Origin of the sequence: Rhizobium beringeri (genome assembly GCF_004306515.1) — a bacterium.
Classification (GTDB): domain Bacteria; phylum Pseudomonadota; class Alphaproteobacteria; order Rhizobiales; family Rhizobiaceae; genus Rhizobium; species Rhizobium beringeri.
Window position 1 is genome coordinate 2,629,142 of record NZ_SILG01000001.1, and the last position, 15,709, is coordinate 2,644,850.

Annotated in this window: 15 protein-coding genes; 5 read left to right on the top strand and 10 right to left on the bottom strand. The window is 62.8% G+C overall.

The genetic code is table 11. The annotated features are described in order from the left end of the window. The 3 genes from ELH03_RS13325 to ELH03_RS13335 form a co-directional block, all read right to left on the bottom strand. Nucleotides 1-918 carry an ABC transporter permease subunit gene (locus tag ELH03_RS13325; protein WP_130659081.1) on the bottom strand — a complete coding sequence of 306 codons (918 nt, stop codon included), beginning with the start codon at nt 916-918 and terminating at the stop codon, nt 1-3. Between the two features lie 4 nt (nt 919-922). After that, nucleotides 923-1,813 (bottom strand): carbohydrate ABC transporter permease, encoded by an 891-nt coding sequence (locus ELH03_RS13330; RefSeq protein WP_130659082.1) that lies wholly within the window; start codon nt 1,811-1,813, stop codon nt 923-925. 97 nt (nt 1,814-1,910) lie between these two features. Then, nucleotides 1,911-3,218 (bottom strand): extracellular solute-binding protein, encoded by a 1,308-nt coding sequence (locus tag ELH03_RS13335; protein ID WP_130659083.1) that lies wholly within the window; start codon nt 3,216-3,218, stop codon nt 1,911-1,913. 208 nt (nt 3,219-3,426) lie between these two features. Here ELH03_RS13335 and ELH03_RS13340 point away from each other — a divergent pair, with 208 nt between their 5' ends. Together ELH03_RS13340 and ELH03_RS13345 are read left to right on the top strand one after the other, a co-directional pair. Beyond that, nucleotides 3,427-4,578: an ROK family transcriptional regulator gene (locus ELH03_RS13340; protein ID WP_128401526.1), complete on the top strand. Its 1,152-nt coding sequence runs from the start codon at nt 3,427-3,429 to the stop codon at nt 4,576-4,578. Between the two features lie 285 nt (nt 4,579-4,863). After that, a complete protein-coding gene (locus tag ELH03_RS13345) occupies nt 4,864-5,577 on the top strand; it encodes a DNA helicase (protein WP_128401527.1) in 714 nt (237 codons plus the stop codon). A gap of 71 nt (nt 5,578-5,648) precedes the next feature. Here ELH03_RS13345 and ELH03_RS13350 read toward each other — a convergent pair whose 3' ends face one another. Further along, nucleotides 5,649-6,431: a class I SAM-dependent methyltransferase gene (locus tag ELH03_RS13350; RefSeq protein WP_128401528.1), complete on the bottom strand. Its 783-nt coding sequence runs from the start codon at nt 6,429-6,431 to the stop codon at nt 5,649-5,651. 159 nt (nt 6,432-6,590) lie between these two features. Between ELH03_RS13350 and ELH03_RS13355 the strand changes: the two genes are divergently transcribed. Then, a complete protein-coding gene (locus tag ELH03_RS13355; protein ID WP_128410077.1) occupies nt 6,591-7,613 on the top strand; it encodes an LLM class flavin-dependent oxidoreductase in 1,023 nt (340 codons plus the stop codon). Between the two features lie 96 nt (nt 7,614-7,709). Here the strand turns inward: ELH03_RS13355 and ELH03_RS13360 are convergent, their stop codons facing one another. The 3 genes from ELH03_RS13360 to ELH03_RS13370 form a co-directional block, all read right to left on the bottom strand. Beyond that, nucleotides 7,710-8,159: a potassium channel family protein gene (locus ELH03_RS13360; protein ID WP_128401530.1), complete on the bottom strand. Its 450-nt coding sequence runs from the start codon at nt 8,157-8,159 to the stop codon at nt 7,710-7,712. Further along, complete coding sequence (locus ELH03_RS13365; protein ID WP_128401531.1) at nt 8,156-9,262, bottom strand: AI-2E family transporter; 1,107 nt, start codon at nt 9,260-9,262, stop codon at nt 8,156-8,158. Before ELH03_RS13365 ends, ELH03_RS13360 begins: the two co-directional genes overlap by 4 nt. A gap of 188 nt (nt 9,263-9,450) precedes the next feature. Then, nucleotides 9,451-10,275 carry a helix-turn-helix transcriptional regulator gene (locus tag ELH03_RS13370; protein ID WP_128401532.1) on the bottom strand — a complete coding sequence of 275 codons (825 nt, stop codon included), beginning with the start codon at nt 10,273-10,275 and terminating at the stop codon, nt 9,451-9,453. A 97-nt stretch (nt 10,276-10,372) separates the two neighbouring features. Between ELH03_RS13370 and ELH03_RS13375 the strand changes: the two genes are divergently transcribed. Both ELH03_RS13375 and ELH03_RS13380 read left to right on the top strand, forming a co-directional pair. Continuing rightward, nucleotides 10,373-11,296, top strand: coding sequence for a phytanoyl-CoA dioxygenase family protein (locus tag ELH03_RS13375; RefSeq protein ID WP_128410078.1), 924 nt, complete (start codon nt 10,373-10,375; stop codon nt 11,294-11,296). Between the two features lie 196 nt (nt 11,297-11,492). Beyond that, nucleotides 11,493-12,428 (top strand): LysR family transcriptional regulator, encoded by a 936-nt coding sequence (locus ELH03_RS13380; protein ID WP_128401534.1) that lies wholly within the window; start codon nt 11,493-11,495, stop codon nt 12,426-12,428. On the opposite strand, the gene ELH03_RS13385 is transcribed toward ELH03_RS13380, so the two are convergent. The 3 genes from ELH03_RS13385 to ELH03_RS13395 form a co-directional block, all read right to left on the bottom strand. Next, a complete protein-coding gene (locus ELH03_RS13385; RefSeq protein WP_128401535.1) occupies nt 12,415-13,677 on the bottom strand; it encodes an MFS transporter in 1,263 nt (420 codons plus the stop codon). The two genes, ELH03_RS13380 and ELH03_RS13385, sit on opposite strands and share 14 nt — an antisense overlap. Further along, nucleotides 13,674-14,318 carry a winged helix-turn-helix domain-containing protein gene (locus tag ELH03_RS13390; RefSeq protein ID WP_128401536.1) on the bottom strand — a complete coding sequence of 215 codons (645 nt, stop codon included), beginning with the start codon at nt 14,316-14,318 and terminating at the stop codon, nt 13,674-13,676. The genes ELH03_RS13385 and ELH03_RS13390 overlap by 4 nt, the downstream gene beginning before the upstream one ends. Nucleotides 14,319-14,391: 73 nt before the next feature. After that, the gene (locus tag ELH03_RS13395; RefSeq protein ID WP_128401537.1) at nt 14,392-15,510 is read right to left on the bottom strand and encodes an adenylate/guanylate cyclase domain-containing protein; all 1,119 of its coding nucleotides are present in this window, start codon (nt 15,508-15,510) and stop codon (nt 14,392-14,394) included. Between the last annotated feature and the right edge of the window lie 199 nt (nt 15,511-15,709).

A 15,709-nucleotide genomic window follows, 5' to 3' on the forward strand; every position in this document is an offset into this window, starting at 1 on the left:
CTATTTCTCCGTGAGAGCGAGGCCCTGGACCAGATAGCGCTGCAGGAGCGCGATCATCGCGAGCGGAATGATGGAAACGATGACGGCGCCGGCCATGATCATCGGGAAGTCAGGGATCTCCCCTTCCGAATCCGGCACAAGCCGCGCCAGCCCGACGACGGCGGTCTGCATGTCTGACGTCGAGGCGGCGACCAGCGGCCAGAGATATTGCGTCCAGCCGCTGAGGAAGGTCAGCACGAAAAGCGCGGCGAAGCTGGTTCGCGACAAGGGCAGCAGGATATCGAAGAGGAAGCGGATCGGCCCTGCCCCATCCATGCGCGCCGCCTTGAACAGATCCTTGGGCAGGGTGAGGAAGAACTGCCGGAACAGGAAAGTACCGGTGCCATGCGCCACAAGCGGCGCGATCAGGCCGAAATGCGTGTTCAGCACGCTCCATTCGAGCTTCACCGGCGCGCCGAAATATTCGGCGATCAGCCCGTTCAGGCCTGTGACGTCGAGCAGCGCATTGACCGGCGAAAACACGTTCGACGCCACCTGGTAGGTGGTGATGACACGGATCTCGATCGGCAGCATGATGGTCGCCAAGATCAGTGCGAAGACCACGCCCGCCCAGCGAACACGGAAATAGACGATGGCATAGGCCGACAGAAGCGACAGGACGCAGGTCGCGAATGCATCGCCAAGGGCGACCACCAGACTGTTGAACATCTGGATCGGGATGTGCGTCTCGGTGAAGATGTGCGCCGCATTGGCGAAAAACTGATCGCCGGGGTACCAGGCGAGCCCGTTGCGCAGCATGAATTCATAAGATTGCGAGGCTGTCGCCAGCGTCAGATAGAGCGGCCCGAGGATATAGACGATGCCGACGATGAGGACGAGGCCGGCTGCGATGTTGAGAGAACGTGCGTTTTCGATCATGGGGTCACCGCTCGTAGTTGATGCGCCGGCCGAGGAAGAGGAACTGGGCGGCGGTGAGGAGGACGACGAAGACCATCAGGATCGCCGTCTGGGTCGAGGCGCCGGAGAGGTCGTAGCCGCTGAAGCCGTCGGTATAGATCTTGTAGACGAGCAACGTGGTGGCGCCGCCGGGACCGCCATGCGTGATCGTATCGATCAGCGCGAAGGCTGAGGTGACGCTTTCGGTGAACTCGAGCACCAGCGTCAGGAAGAGCTGAGGCATGATGAGCGGCAGCTGCACGTCGAAGATACGCCGCCAGGGCCCTGCCCCATCCATCGCGGCTGCCTGATGCATGGTCTTCGGGATCGATTGCAGGCCGGCGAGCAGAATGACGAAATTGAACGGGATGCCGCCCCAGACATGCGCTGCAATCAGCGTGATGAAGGCGTCCGTGCCGTTGATGCCGGGCGCCCAGATGCCGGGGAAGGCCGAGTTGAGTGGCGCGAGCACGCCAACGAAGGGATTGAAGATGAAGGCGAAGACGACGCCGATCGAGGCGCCGGCAACCCCCTTCGGCCAGACGAGCACATTACGCGCCGGCAGCGACAGGCGGATCTTCCGGTCGGCCGCGACCGCAAGGATCAGCGGGATCGCCACCGCGAGCGAGGAGGCGGTGACCATGAAGACGATAGTGCGCCAACAGCCCTCCCAGAACTCCGGATCTGAGAACACGCGGGCAAAATTACCCCAGCCGACGAACATCGAGCCGCCGCCGAAGGGGCGCTCGAGGAAGAATGACCAGTAGAAGGCCTGGAAGACAGGCACGTAGAAGAAAAGTGCGATCAGCAGCATGAGCGGCGCCACCAGCACAAGCGGCAGCCAGCGATGGCTGAAGAGAGAAGATTCCGACGTCATGGAAAAGCCCTGCATTAAAAGACCGGCATGGGCGTATGGGTCCCATGCCTGACACACGGGAGCGCTTGGGACGCGCCCCGTGCGTGGGATGTCGGGATCACTGCATTTTCACGCCCTTGTAGGTCTGCTCGAAGCGGCGCAGCAGCTCGTCGCCGCGCTTCTTGGCGTTGTCGAGCGCCGCCTGCATGGTCTCCTGGCCAGCAAAGGCCTTCTGCGTCTCTTCCATGAACACTTGACGGAACTGCACATAGAAGCCGAGACGGATGCCGCGGGTATCCGACGTGCGCGGCTGGTTCATCGACTCGATGCCGACGGCGGCTGTCGCATATTTCGGCGAGTTCGCCTCGCCGCTCTTGGCGATCGCATCCATCACGTCGTTGGTGACGGGGACGTAACCGGTGGCGGCGGTCAGGAACATCTGCTGTTCGGGACGACGCAGAAAGTCGAGGAAGGCCTTGGCACCTTCGACCTCGGCCTTGTCGTGGCCCTTCATGATGTAGATCGAGGCGCCGCCGACGAAGGTGTTGTGGCGCTCATAGCCCTCATACATCGGCGCCATGCCGACGGTGAGTTCGTATTTGCCTTCAAAAGCCTTCGCCGAGGCGGTATAAGAACCTGAAGAGTTCTCCATCATCGCGCATTCGCCGGTGTTGAAGGCTGCGGTGAAGTTGCCGGCCTTGGTATCGGCATTCAGCTTGACGAGGCCTTCCTTGCGCCAGTCGATCAGGTTCTGCAGATGCTTGGCGGTGAAGGTCGTGTTGAAAACATATTCGGCGTCGAGACCGTCATAGCCGTTATGCTTTGAGGCGATCGGCAGGCCATGGCGGGCGGAAAACTGTTCGAGCACGCGCCAAGTATCGCCATCGGTGGTGAATGGGCATTCATGACCCGAAGCCTTCAGCTTGCGGGCGGCCTCGATGATCTCTTCCCAGGTCTCAGGCGTCTTGGTGATGCCGGCTTTCTCGAGCTCGGTCTTGTTGGTGTAGAAGAGCAACGTCGAGGCATTGTAGGGCTGCGCGAAAAGCGCCCCGCCGGAGGTTTCGTAATAGGCCCGGGCGCCTGCGATATAATTGTCCCACTTGACCTCGGGCAGCTCCTCCTGGACCGGCACGACGGCATCAGACAGCATCAGGTCGAGTGTGCCGGCGTCGAAGAACTGGATGAGGACGGGGTGGTTGTTGGCACGGAAGGCGGCGATTGCCTTCTGCATCGACACTTCGTAGCTGCCCTGGCCGACGCAGGTGATGTGATGCTCCGATTGCGCGGCATTGAAAGCGCTGCACTGGTCCTGGATCGCCTTTTCGACGACGCCCGTATTGCCGTACCAGAATTCGATATTGGCGGCCTGCGCCGAACACGCGCCCGCCGTCAGCGCGGCCGCAGCCGCCAGAATGGAAATCTTCATTTTTACCCTCGCCTGATTTGATTGGCCGGCTTCAAGCCCGGCACCGGTGACGGCGATTTATTACACATTGCGTGTAACAATTTAGTGACGACCGCAAGGTACTTGTGACACGGCAGGGCTGCTGCTATAGGACACGAAAGGAAGCACCCGAGGCGACAGCAATAATTACTACACGCCTATGGTAATTATTGGCGACGGAAGTGTTGATATGGCCTATTTCCCGGAGCCGCTGATCGCCCAGCACTTCCTTCGCGAAGGCGGCGGCGTCGTCTCGTCGAACGAACGCGATCTGCTGAGGTTGATCTGGCGTCATCCCGGCCTCTCGCGCTCTGAAGTCACCAGCCACACCGACCTCACCCAGCAATCCGTCTACCGGATCATCGACCAGCTGGAGGAACGCGGCATCATTTCCTTCGGCTCGCCGAAACCCGGCGCCGGTCGCGGCCAGCCGAGCCCGACGCTCCGACTGAATGGCCGCTATGCCTATTCCTGCGGCATCTCGGTCAATACCGACGTGATCGGCATCTGCCTGATGGATATATCAGGCAAGGTGCTCGCCGAAAGCAGCATCACCTTGCGGGAACGGTCGATGGCCCAGTCGCTCGATCTCGTCGTGGAGCAACTGGTCGAACATCAGAGGGAAAACGACCTCTCCGAGGAGACTTTCTTCGGGATCGGCTTTGCCATCGCCGGCTTCCACGTCAGTGGCACCCGCTACAATGCCCCACTGCCGCTGCACGAGTGGTCGCTCATCGAACTCGGGCCGCTCTTGACGGAATTCTTCGGCAAGCCGGTCTGGGTGCACAATGGCGGCAAGGCGGGAACGGTCGCCGAATCCATGTTCGGCGCCGGCCGCTATATCAAGCACTTCGCCTATCTGAGCTTCAACTACGGCTTCGGCGGCGGCCTGGTCAGCAACGGCGAGCTGCTGCATAACGGCATCGGCAATGCCGGCGAATTCTCGGGCATGTACGACGCCGAGGAGAATAAGCGCCGGCCGGCTTTGCAATATCTGATCGAAAATCTCAACCGCAATGGCGTCGACGTTCCCTCGATCAGCTACATGCGCAAGCATTTCGATGCCAAGTGGCCGGGCGTCGTGGAATGGGTGGACGAGGTGACACCCGCCTATAGCCGCCTCATCAACGCGATCTGGGCGATCTTCGATCCGCAGGGGATCGTTTTCGGCGGCCAGATTCCGCCGGCCCTGGCGCAGATGCTGATCGACCGCACCGAGATCTTCGACCGCCCCCGCTACGGCGTGCCGCGGCCCCGCCCGAAGCTGATCATCTCCGAGATAGCAAGCGACGCATCGGCCATGGGGGCCGCCATCGCCCCATTCAAATCAGCCTATTATTGATCCGAACTACTTCGCCGCCGTCGGGCAGAAATCGACTCCCTCTCAGCCGTTTACGGCAACTCCCTGCGCTTCCGCTTGAGCACATCACGGATTTTTCGTCAGGACGCGATGCCGGCGATTTTCGGCCGACCGGTCCTGCGCTATGATCTGATTCTGGCGCAGCCCACGCCTCCCCCTCCATCGGGAAAGCAGACGTCATGTGGGGCCATCTGACACCGAACCGACTGTTCGAGCATCTGGCATAAGGAGGGATTGCGGAAACCGCTCGCAATAGGAGGTTTACGAATGAAGATGTCTGCGCCTATCTATCACCTGAAGCGTAAAGCTAAGCAGTTGTCCCGCGCCGGGGACATACCGCTTCACCAGGCGCTCGACCGCATAGCCCGGGACGAGGGCTATAGCGGCTGGAGCCTGCTTGCGGCAAAAGCAGCGGCGGCAGCGCCCGCCGGCAAATTGTTTCAGCGATTGCTGCCCGGCGACCTGCTACTCGTCGGCGCCCGGCCCGGCCACGGCAAGACCCTGATGGGCCTCGAACTCGCTGTCGAGGCGATGAAGACGGGCCATCCCGGCGTGTTCTTATCGCTGGAGTATACGGAAGAAAACGTTGAGGATCGCTTTCGCGCCATCGGGGTGGATCGGGCGCAATTTCAGCACCTGTTCGAATTCGACGGCTCCGACGCCATCAGCGCCGGCTACATCACCGAAAAACTGGCCTCCGCCCCGCGCGGCACCCTCGTCGTCATCGACTATCTCCAACTGCTCGACCAGAAACGGGAGAATCCCGAACTCTCGGTCCAGGTCCGCACTCTGAAGGCTTTCGCCCGCGAGCGTGGCCTGATCATGGTCTTCATCTCCCAGATCGACCGATCCTACGAGCGATCGCAAAAGCCCCTGCCTGATATCGCCGATATCAGGCTGCCGAACCCGCTTGACTTGAAACTGTTCGACAAGACGTGTTTCCTGAACGACGGCAAGGTCGCGTTTCAGGCGGCGCGATAGGCGCGACGATTAGAATCCGGTCGCGAGTCTCTCGCGACCGGGATCGCGCCCAACCCAAGCAACGTCTCTTGTCAGATCGGCTTGATCTCGCCCCAGACGATCCTGGTACCTACAATGAAACTCAACTGATCATCATTCGAATAGGATCGCAGCAGTTCGGAAAGTTCCGCGTCAAAGCTTGCGATGCGGCCGCCAAGTTTTGACGGTGCAAAAGTATCCCGCGAATGCTGGCAGGAGATGAAATCCTCGACGCTCTGCTCGAAAGGATGCTCTGATACGAAGTGTTCGTTGCCATGGAGGTTGAGATGGCTCTGGTAGCTTCGCATGCCCTCGGACTTTTTATCGTGATCGAAAGGCCGACCCGCCACCTCTGGCACCCACTTCCTTAGGAAAGAATGCCAATCCGATTGCCATGGAGGCTCGAACGGCTCGTCACCGGAAATCACGGCCATGATATGGCCTGGCGCGGCATTTGCCAGAAGATGCGGAAACAGCCTGCTATGATCCATCCAATGGATGCTTGCCGCTGCAACCGTCAGATCGAAAGGTCCACCGTTGGTCGGGAAATCCTCGGCGAAACTTTCTATCCACCGGATATTCCGCGCGTTACCGCCCGGCAGCGATCTGCCGAGAGCGATCATCTGCTCAGAGGGGTCAACTGCCGTGACACTTGTAAACGCACCCGCCAGCGGGCGAGAGATTTTTCCAGGCCCACAACCAATATCCAGGAGATGCTGTGATCGCGGCGCAATTGCCAGAAGCTTTCGAAATACGGCGTCGGGGTAAGGTGGGCGATACCGGTAATTTGCGACAACGTCGGTTTCCGAAAAGGAGGAGCCCCTGCGCTGATCCATCAAAACTCCATGCTCTCGCCGCCTAAGCAGAGGCTGTAACACACGTTTATGTCAATGGGTTTTCATCGGTTCGGCCATCCGGTTACGATTGTCTTCCGGGCCGAAACTGTGCCATGACCGATCGACCCCAGATACAACAGATCAAGGTGCGGCATCGGCATGAAGAAGATCGGTTTCCTCTCGTTCGGGCACTGGACGCCCTCACCTCAATCGCAGACGCGCTCGGCAGGCGATGCGCTGCTGCAGTCGATTGACCTTGCCGTCGCGGCCGAAGAGCTCGGCGCCGACGGGGCGTATTTCCGCGTGCATCATTTTGCCCGCCAGCTGGCCGCCCCCTTCCCACTGCTATCAGCCGTCGGCGCTAGAACCAACCGGATCGAGATCGGCACCGCGGTCATCGACATGCGCTACGAGAACCCGCTCTATATGGCTGAAGATGCCGGTGCGGCTGACCTCATCGCCGGCGGCCGCCTGCAGCTCGGCATCAGCCGTGGTTCGCCGGAACAGGTGATCGATGGCTGGCGCCATTTCGGTTATGCCCCGCCCGAAGACCAGAGCGAGGCCGACATGGCCCGCCACCACGCCGAAGTCTTCCTCGAAGTGCTGCGCGGCGAGGGTTTTGCCAAACCGAACTCGCGGCCGATGTTTCCAAACCCGCCCGGCCTCCTGCGCCTCGAGCCGCATTCCGAGGGCCTGCGTGAGCGGATCTGGTGGGGCGCAAGCTCGAATGCCACCGCCGTCTGGGCGGCCAAGCTCGGCATGAACCTGCAGAGCTCGACGCTGAAGGACGATGAGACGGGCGAGCCCTTCCACGTCCAGCAGGCCGACCAGATCCGCGCATACCGCGAGGCCTGGAAAGAAGCCGGCCACACGCGCCAGCCGCGCGTCTCGGTCAGCCGCAGCATCTTTGCGCTGGTCGACGACCGCGACCGCGCCTATTTCGGCTACGGCAATGACGGTGAGGACAAGATCGGCTTCATCGACGAGAAGACCCGGGCGATCTTCGGCCGCAGCTACGCCGCCGAGCCCGACGCCCTGATCAAGCAGCTCGCCGAAGACCAAGCCATCGCCGAAGCCGACACCCTGCTGCTGACCGTCCCCAACCAGCTTGGCGTCGATTACAACGCCCATGTCATTGAAGCAATCCTCACCCACGTCGCGCCTGCGATGGGTTGGCGCTGACGCCGCGGCACGACAGGCTGTCTTCGGCGGCCACAGCGCCGCGCGTCTTTTCAGACGCGCAAAGGACGCTGTAACACTTTGAATTGCTCCGGCACATTATGGCTCATGCGCGGTTTGATTTGCCGGGGCCAATTTCCCCATGGCCTGCTGGATGGCCGAGAAGAAAAGCGCCGTCGTGATCCCGAACATCATCAGCCCATTGGCTGCCTGCAGCGGCGCAAGCAGCCGGATACGGCCATCCAGCACGACATCGCCATAACCGAGCGACGTGAAAGTGACGCCCGAAAAATACATTGCCGTTTCGAAGTCTTCGAAGGCACCGAGCACGCGATATAACAGCGCCCAAAAAGCGACCTGGAAGATATTGCCCAGCATGAGCACAATCATCAGGACCGAGAATTGCACGAAGATCGTCCGCCAGGGCTTTCGGCCCACGGGTTGCGTGCGCGCGTGAGCAAAATAACGCGCGGCCAGCACCGAAGCCAGCGCCTGGAGTGCGAGGCAGATCGCCATCGCAAGCAGGCCGAGACCAATGACTTTGATCATGGGGCCGGACCTTCGATCCGGGGGCCGTCCTCGACCGGGCGCTGATGCAGCCACTCCATCAGCAACACGAAGCCGACGGCCAGCAGCACGGGGCCGACAAATATGCCGAGAAGGCCGTCAGCTATCATCCCTCCGATGACACCGACCAGGATGACCGGCATCGGCACATCAGATCCACGGCCGAGCATCAATGGTTTGAGCAAATTGTCGCTCAGCCCGGCAATGAAAGACCATATGGCGAAGATGATTGCTGGTGTTGTCGCTTCCGTGACAAAGACATAGGCCATGACAGGCAGAGTGAGCAGCAGCGGTGGTATCTGCACGACTGCCAATAGAAACGTGACGAGCGTCAGGGCACCGGCCGCCGGAACGCCAATGGCGAAAAAGCCAATGCCAACGAGCATCGACTGGATCGCCGCCACACCGACCACGCCGACCGCCACGCCCCGGATCGTTGTGGCGGTAAGGTGGACGAGCCGGGCACCCCGCGCCCTGCTGTTGGTGACGAGTTCCAGCAGACTGAGGGCAAAAGCCGCAGCACCCTTGGCGTAAGCGACAAGCACGGCGGCGATCGCGATGGAAAGAACGAAGGACAGCCCGCCAGAGGCCAGGCCGCCGGCGAAAGATGCGAGCCACGCAGCAGGCTTACTCAGCATCTCGCCGTATTGACGCAATGCCGAGGGCAGGTTGGCGGCAGCGAGCGACCAGCCGTCCGAGATCTTCGTACCGACCACCGGCAGGTCGGCAAGCCACGTTGGAGGCGGCGGAATTGTCAGGCTATGGTTCTGCAAACTGGACACAAGCCAGTAAATGGAAGACCCAAGCGACGTGATCACGACGAACATCGGCACCAGCACGACGGCAACGCCGACGATCCCGATGAAAGATGCCGACCAGCGATTGCCGATCCGGTCGGACAGGCGCAGATGCAAGGGATGAAGCATGACCGCCAGGATCACTGACCAAAGCAGAATGCCGAGGAACGGCAGCATGATCCTGGCGCAGACATAGACCAGAAGCGCGACGACTCCCAATTGAACCGCTGCATGGATGATGGACGGTCTCGACGGCACGAGATCGACATTCGATGCGCTGGACGTCATTTTCCCCTCCCGGCCCGGCCTCCGCCAACGAGCGAAGCCGGACGCTCACGCATCGGACGGCGAAACCTTCCACCCGGTATCGGACCTGCGCGGCGAAGATTTTGCCGACGCCATGAAAGATCGTCTCCAACGTCCCACCATCATACACGACTTCGTGAAAGCGGGATACGGCCAGTGCCGCCGGGCTCTCAACCCCTGGTATACCTGGCGCGAAATTCGCGAGGACTGCAGCCCTCGCGTTCGTGAAAGACACGCGAAAAATAAAACGGGTCATTCAGGCCGACCATGGCGGCGATGGTTTCGATCTTCTCGTCAGTGGTTACCAAGAGCTGTTTCGCGTGGTCCATGCGCGCACGAAGCTGGAATGCCTTGGGCGGCAGCCCGGTTTCGAGCGTGAACCGCCTGCGCAGCGTCGCCGGCGACATGCCGTGCTCGGCGGCGAAGGCTGTAATGTCCAGCGGTTGCATTGCGCGTTGCCGCAGCGTCTCGACGATTTCGGCCATGTCGGGCCTGTCTCGGCGCTGATCGGCCGCGCCGCTTGCCTGTCTTGCGGCTGATATGACGATGCGATGCAGCATCAAGGCCGCCGATGCCGGCCCGAGGTTGGTATCGTCGAGCAGGTCGGCATGCAGGATGCCGAATAGCCGCGCCATCTCATCTACGTGATGCAAGGCCACGACGGGCTGTCGCTCGGTCATGAGCCTCAACCGGACGAAGTCCCGCGTGAATGATCCTTCGAAAAGCGCCCAGCGCTCGTCCCAGCCGCCTTCGTCGGGGCCATAGGAATGCACCCGGTTGGGAAACAGCCAGAACAGCGCAGGTCCGGTCAGGCTCAGGCGGCCGCTGGCGGCGGTTTCCAGCCAGCCCTGCCCGCGCTCTACCAGGACGACGGCGAAACTCGGCAGTTTCCGCTCCGTCACCGCGCGGCGAGCCTGCTGCCTGCCGCTGCCGGTGACAGCAAGTCCACCGGCAGCGGCAAGCGGCGTTCTATAGATGGCTTCGGTGTTTCTCATGATGAGCGAAAAGTCCAGCTATGAATTTCCTCTATGTCGGTTGGCGTGCCGGATCAGGTAATTGATGACAAGCCAACTCAAACGACGGAGGAGTGAAATGTCAATTGCTGCGGAGGTCATGAGGGTCCGAAAGCCGGAATTTCCCCTTGCCGCCCATGGCAAGACCTTGCCTGTGGAGCGGACGGGCTTGCTCACGCCGACCGATCCCGCCATCGGTGTCGACGCCATCCGCCGCCGCTACCAGGACGATGGCTATGTCTGGCTGAAAGGCCTTCTGCCGAAGGCTGGCGTGATCGACTTCCGCCGCTGGGTCTTCGAACATCTCGCCGAAACCGGACTGGTCGAGCCCGGCAGCGATTTTTCTCTGGGCATCGCTTCTGCCGGTGGCTTCGACAGGAGCCTGGCGGACCGGCGCCTGATGTCGCTCGTCCGCTCAGCCGCCTATGAAGGCTTCTGTGCGCAACCGCCGCTCGCCCGCTTCATGGACGATTTCCTGCAGGGCATCTCCTATTTGCACAAGCGCAAGCTCATGCGTTTCATCCAGCCGGGATCCCCGGCGGCCACGCCCGCCCACTACGATCTCGTCTATCTCCGCGGCGGCACCAGCCGCCTGGTGACGGCCTGGATTCCAATCGGCGACATCCCCACCGAGATGGGCGGCCTGGTTTACCTCGAAGGCTCGCACGCACTGGGCGTCAAGATGGAAGCCGAGTTCCAGGCCGCAAGCGGCGATCTTTCTCCGGAAGAGCGGATCAGCGCCTATAACAGCCACATGGCGGAAGGCGGCTGGGTCTCGAAGGATCTCCCTGGTATGGCGGAGCGCTTCGACACCCGCTGGCTCGCCGCCGATTATGAGGCCGGTGACGTGGTGCTCCACTCGCCCTACATGATCCATGCCTCGACCACCAACCAGGACCGCAGCCGGCGGCTGCGCCTCTCCACCGACATAAGATATCAGAATGTCGACGACGAGATCGACGTCCGATGGAACAACCACTGGAGCCTCGGCGACATGCTGTAGCCCGGCTTTTCCAGTGCCCATCTTTGACCTGCGATCCGGTGCGATGGCTGCTATAGCAGGTTGATTGGCGAAGGGACGTCTACATAGAAGCGAAGCGTGGGGACCTTACTGCCGCGATGGGCGTTGATGGTCCGGGCCTTGAACGATCCCATCACTGCCCGACTTATTGACGTAGCCGAACCGCTCGAGTTGCTTCATGCCGCGTACGAACCTGAACGATATCCTGATCTTCATGGCCGTCGTCGATGCGGGGAGCTTTATCGCCGGCGGCCAGGCCATGGGCCTGTCCCGTTCGGCGGCAGGCAAGGCGGTCATCCGCCTGGAAGACCGGCTCGGCGCGCGCCTGCTCAACCGCACAACGAGAACGCTGAGCCTGACCGACGAAGGCCGGATGTTCTACGAGCGCGGGCTGCAGATCCTTGCATCGGTCGACGAGGCGGAGGCGAGCGTGGCAGGGCAGAACAGCACGCCGCGAGGCGTTCTCAGGCTCACCGTTCCCGATGCCTTCGGGCGGCTCGTCATGCTGCCTCTGCTTGAAAAATATCTTCGGACCTGGCCCGACATCCAGGTCGAAGTGAGCTTCACCGATCGCCTGGCCGACATCGACGAGGAAGGCTTCGACCTGGCGATCCGGATCAGCGCAACGACGACGTTGGACACCCGCCTGGTCTCGCGCGTCATCGCCAGCTACAAGGCGCGGCTCTGCGCCTCGCCGTCGTACCTTGCCGAGCGCGGCGAGCCGGGCGATATCGACGATATCACGGCCCACGACTGCCTGATTTTTGCCAGCCGCAATCAAAGGCAGGGCTGGCGCTTTCGCGGTGAAGGCGGTCCCTGGGTCAAAGCGCAAGGGCGCAGCCGTCTGAGGCTCGACAGCGCAGAGGCAATCCGCGACGCCGCCCTGGCGGGACTGGGGATTGCCCTCCTTCCCGATTTTCTCGTCGCCGACGATCTCGTCGCCGGGCGCCTCCGGCAGGTCCTGCCCAGCCTCGAAACTGACGACGCAAAGATGGCCGTTCTCTATCCCGACAAGCGCCTGCTGGAACCGCGTGTCCGCCGCTTCATCGATCTGATGGTCGAGGAGCTTGGGGACCAGGGCCAGGCACGCAACCGCGACGCTAGCTCTGGGTGATAGGCTTGTCGAAGCCGCGAAAGCTCTTCAGCGCCAAGGGAAAGAGGGTTGCGGCGAGATAGGCGAGCCCAGTGAGCGAGAGTGCCGCGGCGAGGCCGATCATGCTGATCAGTGCGCCGCCGACGAGGCCGCCGAAGGGGATGAGCGCGAAGCAGAGGGCGGCGTTCATCGCGGTGACGCGGCCGGTCAGCGGCTTGGGGATGCGCTCGAAGATCACCGCCGACAGGATCGGATTGAGGAAGCCCGAGGCAAATCCTGCGATTGCCAGGGTGAGGAAGATGAGCGGAAGCGGCGCATCCAGCGCAATAACGAGAAAGCGCGGAAATCCGGTCAGCAGGAAGGCCACGGTATAAACCATCAGGCGCGGCATCCGCTCGCCGATCGCAGCGGCAATCGCAGCACCCGCGATCGAGGCGCCGGTGAAGGCCGAAAACATCGCCCCCAGCAATTCCGGGCCATGGCCTGAGCTCTGCGTCCAGACGGGCAGCAGCACCGCGTGATAGGCCTGGTCCAGCAGGTTGGTGGTCGCCACCATGATGACGATGCTGACGAGCACCGCGTCGCCGCGCAGAAAGCGCCAGCCTTCCCTGAGATCGCCGAGATAGGAGGACATCCCGCCCAGCCGGGCCTCGGGCAGGCCGCATGGTTCCGGCATGCAGCGCGGCTCGGGGACGCGCCGCAATCCGGGGATGCCTACTCCCACAATCAGCGCAGCGGCGGCGAAGGTGACGGCATTGACCACCAGCGCCTGGCCCGGGCCGATCAGGCCGATCAGCGCGCCGGCGCCGGCCGCACCCGCGGTCGAGGCCAGCCGCTCGATGGCGCCAACGAGGCCGGTCACCCGCTCGAGCGGCACCGCCGCCAATTCGGCAATATCGGGCACCATCGCCTGTTTGGCAGCATCGGATGGACCGCGCAGCACACCCATGGCAAAGACGACAGGCAGCAGCAGCGACATATCAAGCAGGCCGAGCCAATCGAGCAGCGGCACCAGCATCACCACGGCCACCGACGCGGTGTCGCAGACGACAGCGATGCGCTTCGGGCCGACGCGGTCGATCAGCGGCCCACTGAGCGCCTTGGCGGCGACATAGGGCAGCATTTCCATCATCGCCGTCAGCCCGGTTAAAACGGGGCTGCCCGTCGTGCTCAGCACCAGCCAGGGAATAGCGATGGTCGACAGCCGCGTGCCGGAAAGCGAAAGCGTCTCGGCCGCGGCAAGCGCCAGGAATGGCCGGCCGCTCCTCATGACCCATCATCCCCCTCGCGATGCGGGAGCCGGCCCGGATAGGGAAAGGCGTGCAGCATGATCGAGAAAGGAACCATATCCGGGCGTGCCAGCTCCCCCAGAGGCGGAGCCACCCGCATCGCTTCGAGAATGGTATCGGTCAGCCGCTTGGTCAGGGCTTCGGCCTGTTCGGCCGTCATCGGGATGATGATATCGCTGGCCGTACTCGCCTTGCGCCATTCCGCCGGCAGCTCGGCATATTCCTCCAGCGCCTGCTGCATCTGGCCGACCTGCAGAGAGAGTATCGCCTGGTTGAAGGCGAGATCGAGATCCAGCGCTTCGCCCTCAACCTCGCTTGCCGGCACCGAGGTGAGCTCGTGGCTGGCGCGCCACCAGCGGTCGCGCCGCGAAGCATGCGGCGCTTCCTCTATGAAGCCGTATTGGGCGAGCTGACGCAGGTGATAGCTGGTCGCGCCGCTATTCAGCCCGAGCCGCGCCGCAAGCTGCGTCGCCGTGGCGGGTCCATCGACCCGCAGCATGCCGAGCATGCGCAGCCGGACAGGATGCGTCAGCGCCTTCAGCGCGGTTGGATCGGGCACGACGCGGCTGAGGGTGCGGGGTGCGGTGACGGATTGAGCAGGCGGCGGGCGCGGATTTTTCATGCCGGAAGCCTACTATTGCAAAGATATCTTTGCAAAGCTTTCTTTGCATAAATGCAACTGCCCTGTCCGCGGCTCAATCCTCAGGCAGGGTGAAGACCGCGCAAGGGGCGGCGATGCCGCGCAAGGTGTGCTCTCCGAGCGGCATCAGGGCCGTTGCCGTATTCGCCGCCACTGCGCCCGAGATCAGCACACTTCGGCCGAGCGGCTTGCACAGCCCTTCCAGCCGGCTGACCAGATTGACGGCGGGGCCGATGGCGGTGAAATCCAGCCGGTCGGCAGCACCAATATTCCCCCACAGGATCTCGCCGAAATGCAGTGCTGCGCCGAAGGGCAGCGGCGCCAGCCCCTGCGCCTGGCGCACCTGATCGAGGTGGGCCATGCCCGCGCGGCTGGCGGCGACCGCGCGCAGCGCGGCCTCGCAGGCCTCGCGATCCCCTCGGGCAGCGTCGCTCTCGCTCGACGTAGCCGTGACCGGAAAGATCGCCAGCACGCCGTCGCCGATGAACTTCAGCACCTCGCCCCCGAAGGCATGCACGGCGCCCGCGACACGGTCGAACCAGGCGTCCAGTACGGTGATCATCACGTGAGGCTCGGTCACCTCGGAGAGCGCGGTGAAGTCGCGCAGATCGGCGCAGAGAAGGGCTGCGCGGATGGTCTCGCCGGTGCCGCGGGCAAGCGCGCCGGCCTGCACCCGGGCGGCGCTGCGCCGGCCGAGATAGGCTTCAAGCAGCGCGGCCCGCGCCTCCCGCGCCGCCAAAGCGGCGAGCGGGGCTGCAGAAAAACGCGCAACTTCGTGCAGCAGGCCAGCCTCGGCCGGGCCGAATGCGCTGCCCCCTACCCCGTTTGCAACCCCCGCCCAGCCAAGCAGCGGGCTGTCCAATGCCTGATTATCCTGCGTAGGCCCGATCCTGGCCTCCCATACCGGCCCGAGCCCGGCCAGCCACTCGCGCCCAGCCTCGCTCTGCGGAGCCGCGGCAAAGGCTAACGCCTCGATGACAGCACCGGTCTCGGCGCGCCACAGCCAGGTGCGCCGCGCTATGATCGGATGCGGCACCGAAAGGGTCAGCGCGCCGCCGGAAAGCGGCAGGCCATCGGCCAGCAGCCTGCGCCCGAGTTCGGCCAGAAACCGTTCGGGACCAGGCGAGGCGCCGGCCTCGTCAACCAGCCAGGCAAGGGGGGACGGCAGATCCATAGCTTAACATCGCACGCTCACCGGGGCAGCCGCAAGGACATCCCCGGAGTGACCGCTTGCGGTCATCCCGGGTTCGACAAGCAGATATCCTGCACGTTCATCAGGACACGCCACGGGTGTCCGTGAGGACATTCCCATCGACTCAACCTGTCACCCCAAAAGTGCGTCCACTCCCCTGTCGAAAAACCATCCACTGCGG

What these genes read in the sequence shown, in the direction of transcription:
- ELH03_RS13390 (WP_128401536.1), bottom strand. Translation starts at nt 14,318, where the DNA reads ATGAAAAATCCGCGCCCGCCGCCTGCTCAATCCGTCACCGCACCCCGC.
- ELH03_RS13380 (WP_128401534.1), top strand. Translation starts at nt 11,493, where the DNA reads ATGCCGCGTACGAACCTGAACGATATCCTGATCTTCATGGCCGTCGTC.
- ELH03_RS13365 (WP_128401531.1), bottom strand. Translation starts at nt 9,262, where the DNA reads ATGACGTCCAGCGCATCGAATGTCGATCTCGTGCCGTCGAGACCGTCC.
- ELH03_RS13350 (WP_128401528.1), bottom strand. Translation starts at nt 6,431, where the DNA reads ATGGATCAGCGCAGGGGCTCCTCCTTTTCGGAAACCGACGTTGTCGCA.
- ELH03_RS13395 (WP_128401537.1), bottom strand. Translation starts at nt 15,510, where the DNA reads ATGGATCTGCCGTCCCCCCTTGCCTGGCTGGTTGACGAGGCCGGCGCC.
- ELH03_RS13325 (WP_130659081.1), bottom strand. Translation starts at nt 918, where the DNA reads ATGATCGAAAACGCACGTTCTCTCAACATCGCAGCCGGCCTCGTCCTC.
- ELH03_RS13360 (WP_128401530.1), bottom strand. Translation starts at nt 8,159, where the DNA reads ATGATCAAAGTCATTGGTCTCGGCCTGCTTGCGATGGCGATCTGCCTC.
- ELH03_RS13340 (WP_128401526.1), top strand. Translation starts at nt 3,427, where the DNA reads ATGGCCTATTTCCCGGAGCCGCTGATCGCCCAGCACTTCCTTCGCGAA.
- ELH03_RS13345 (WP_128401527.1), top strand. Translation starts at nt 4,864, where the DNA reads ATGAAGATGTCTGCGCCTATCTATCACCTGAAGCGTAAAGCTAAGCAG.
- ELH03_RS13330 (WP_130659082.1), bottom strand. Translation starts at nt 1,813, where the DNA reads ATGACGTCGGAATCTTCTCTCTTCAGCCATCGCTGGCTGCCGCTTGTG.
- ELH03_RS13335 (WP_130659083.1), bottom strand. Translation starts at nt 3,218, where the DNA reads ATGAAGATTTCCATTCTGGCGGCTGCGGCCGCGCTGACGGCGGGCGCG.
- ELH03_RS13370 (WP_128401532.1), bottom strand. Translation starts at nt 10,275, where the DNA reads ATGAGAAACACCGAAGCCATCTATAGAACGCCGCTTGCCGCTGCCGGT.
- ELH03_RS13375 (WP_128410078.1), top strand. Translation starts at nt 10,373, where the DNA reads ATGTCAATTGCTGCGGAGGTCATGAGGGTCCGAAAGCCGGAATTTCCC.
- ELH03_RS13355 (WP_128410077.1), top strand. Translation starts at nt 6,591, where the DNA reads ATGAAGAAGATCGGTTTCCTCTCGTTCGGGCACTGGACGCCCTCACCT.
- ELH03_RS13385 (WP_128401535.1), bottom strand. Translation starts at nt 13,677, where the DNA reads ATGAGGAGCGGCCGGCCATTCCTGGCGCTTGCCGCGGCCGAGACGCTT.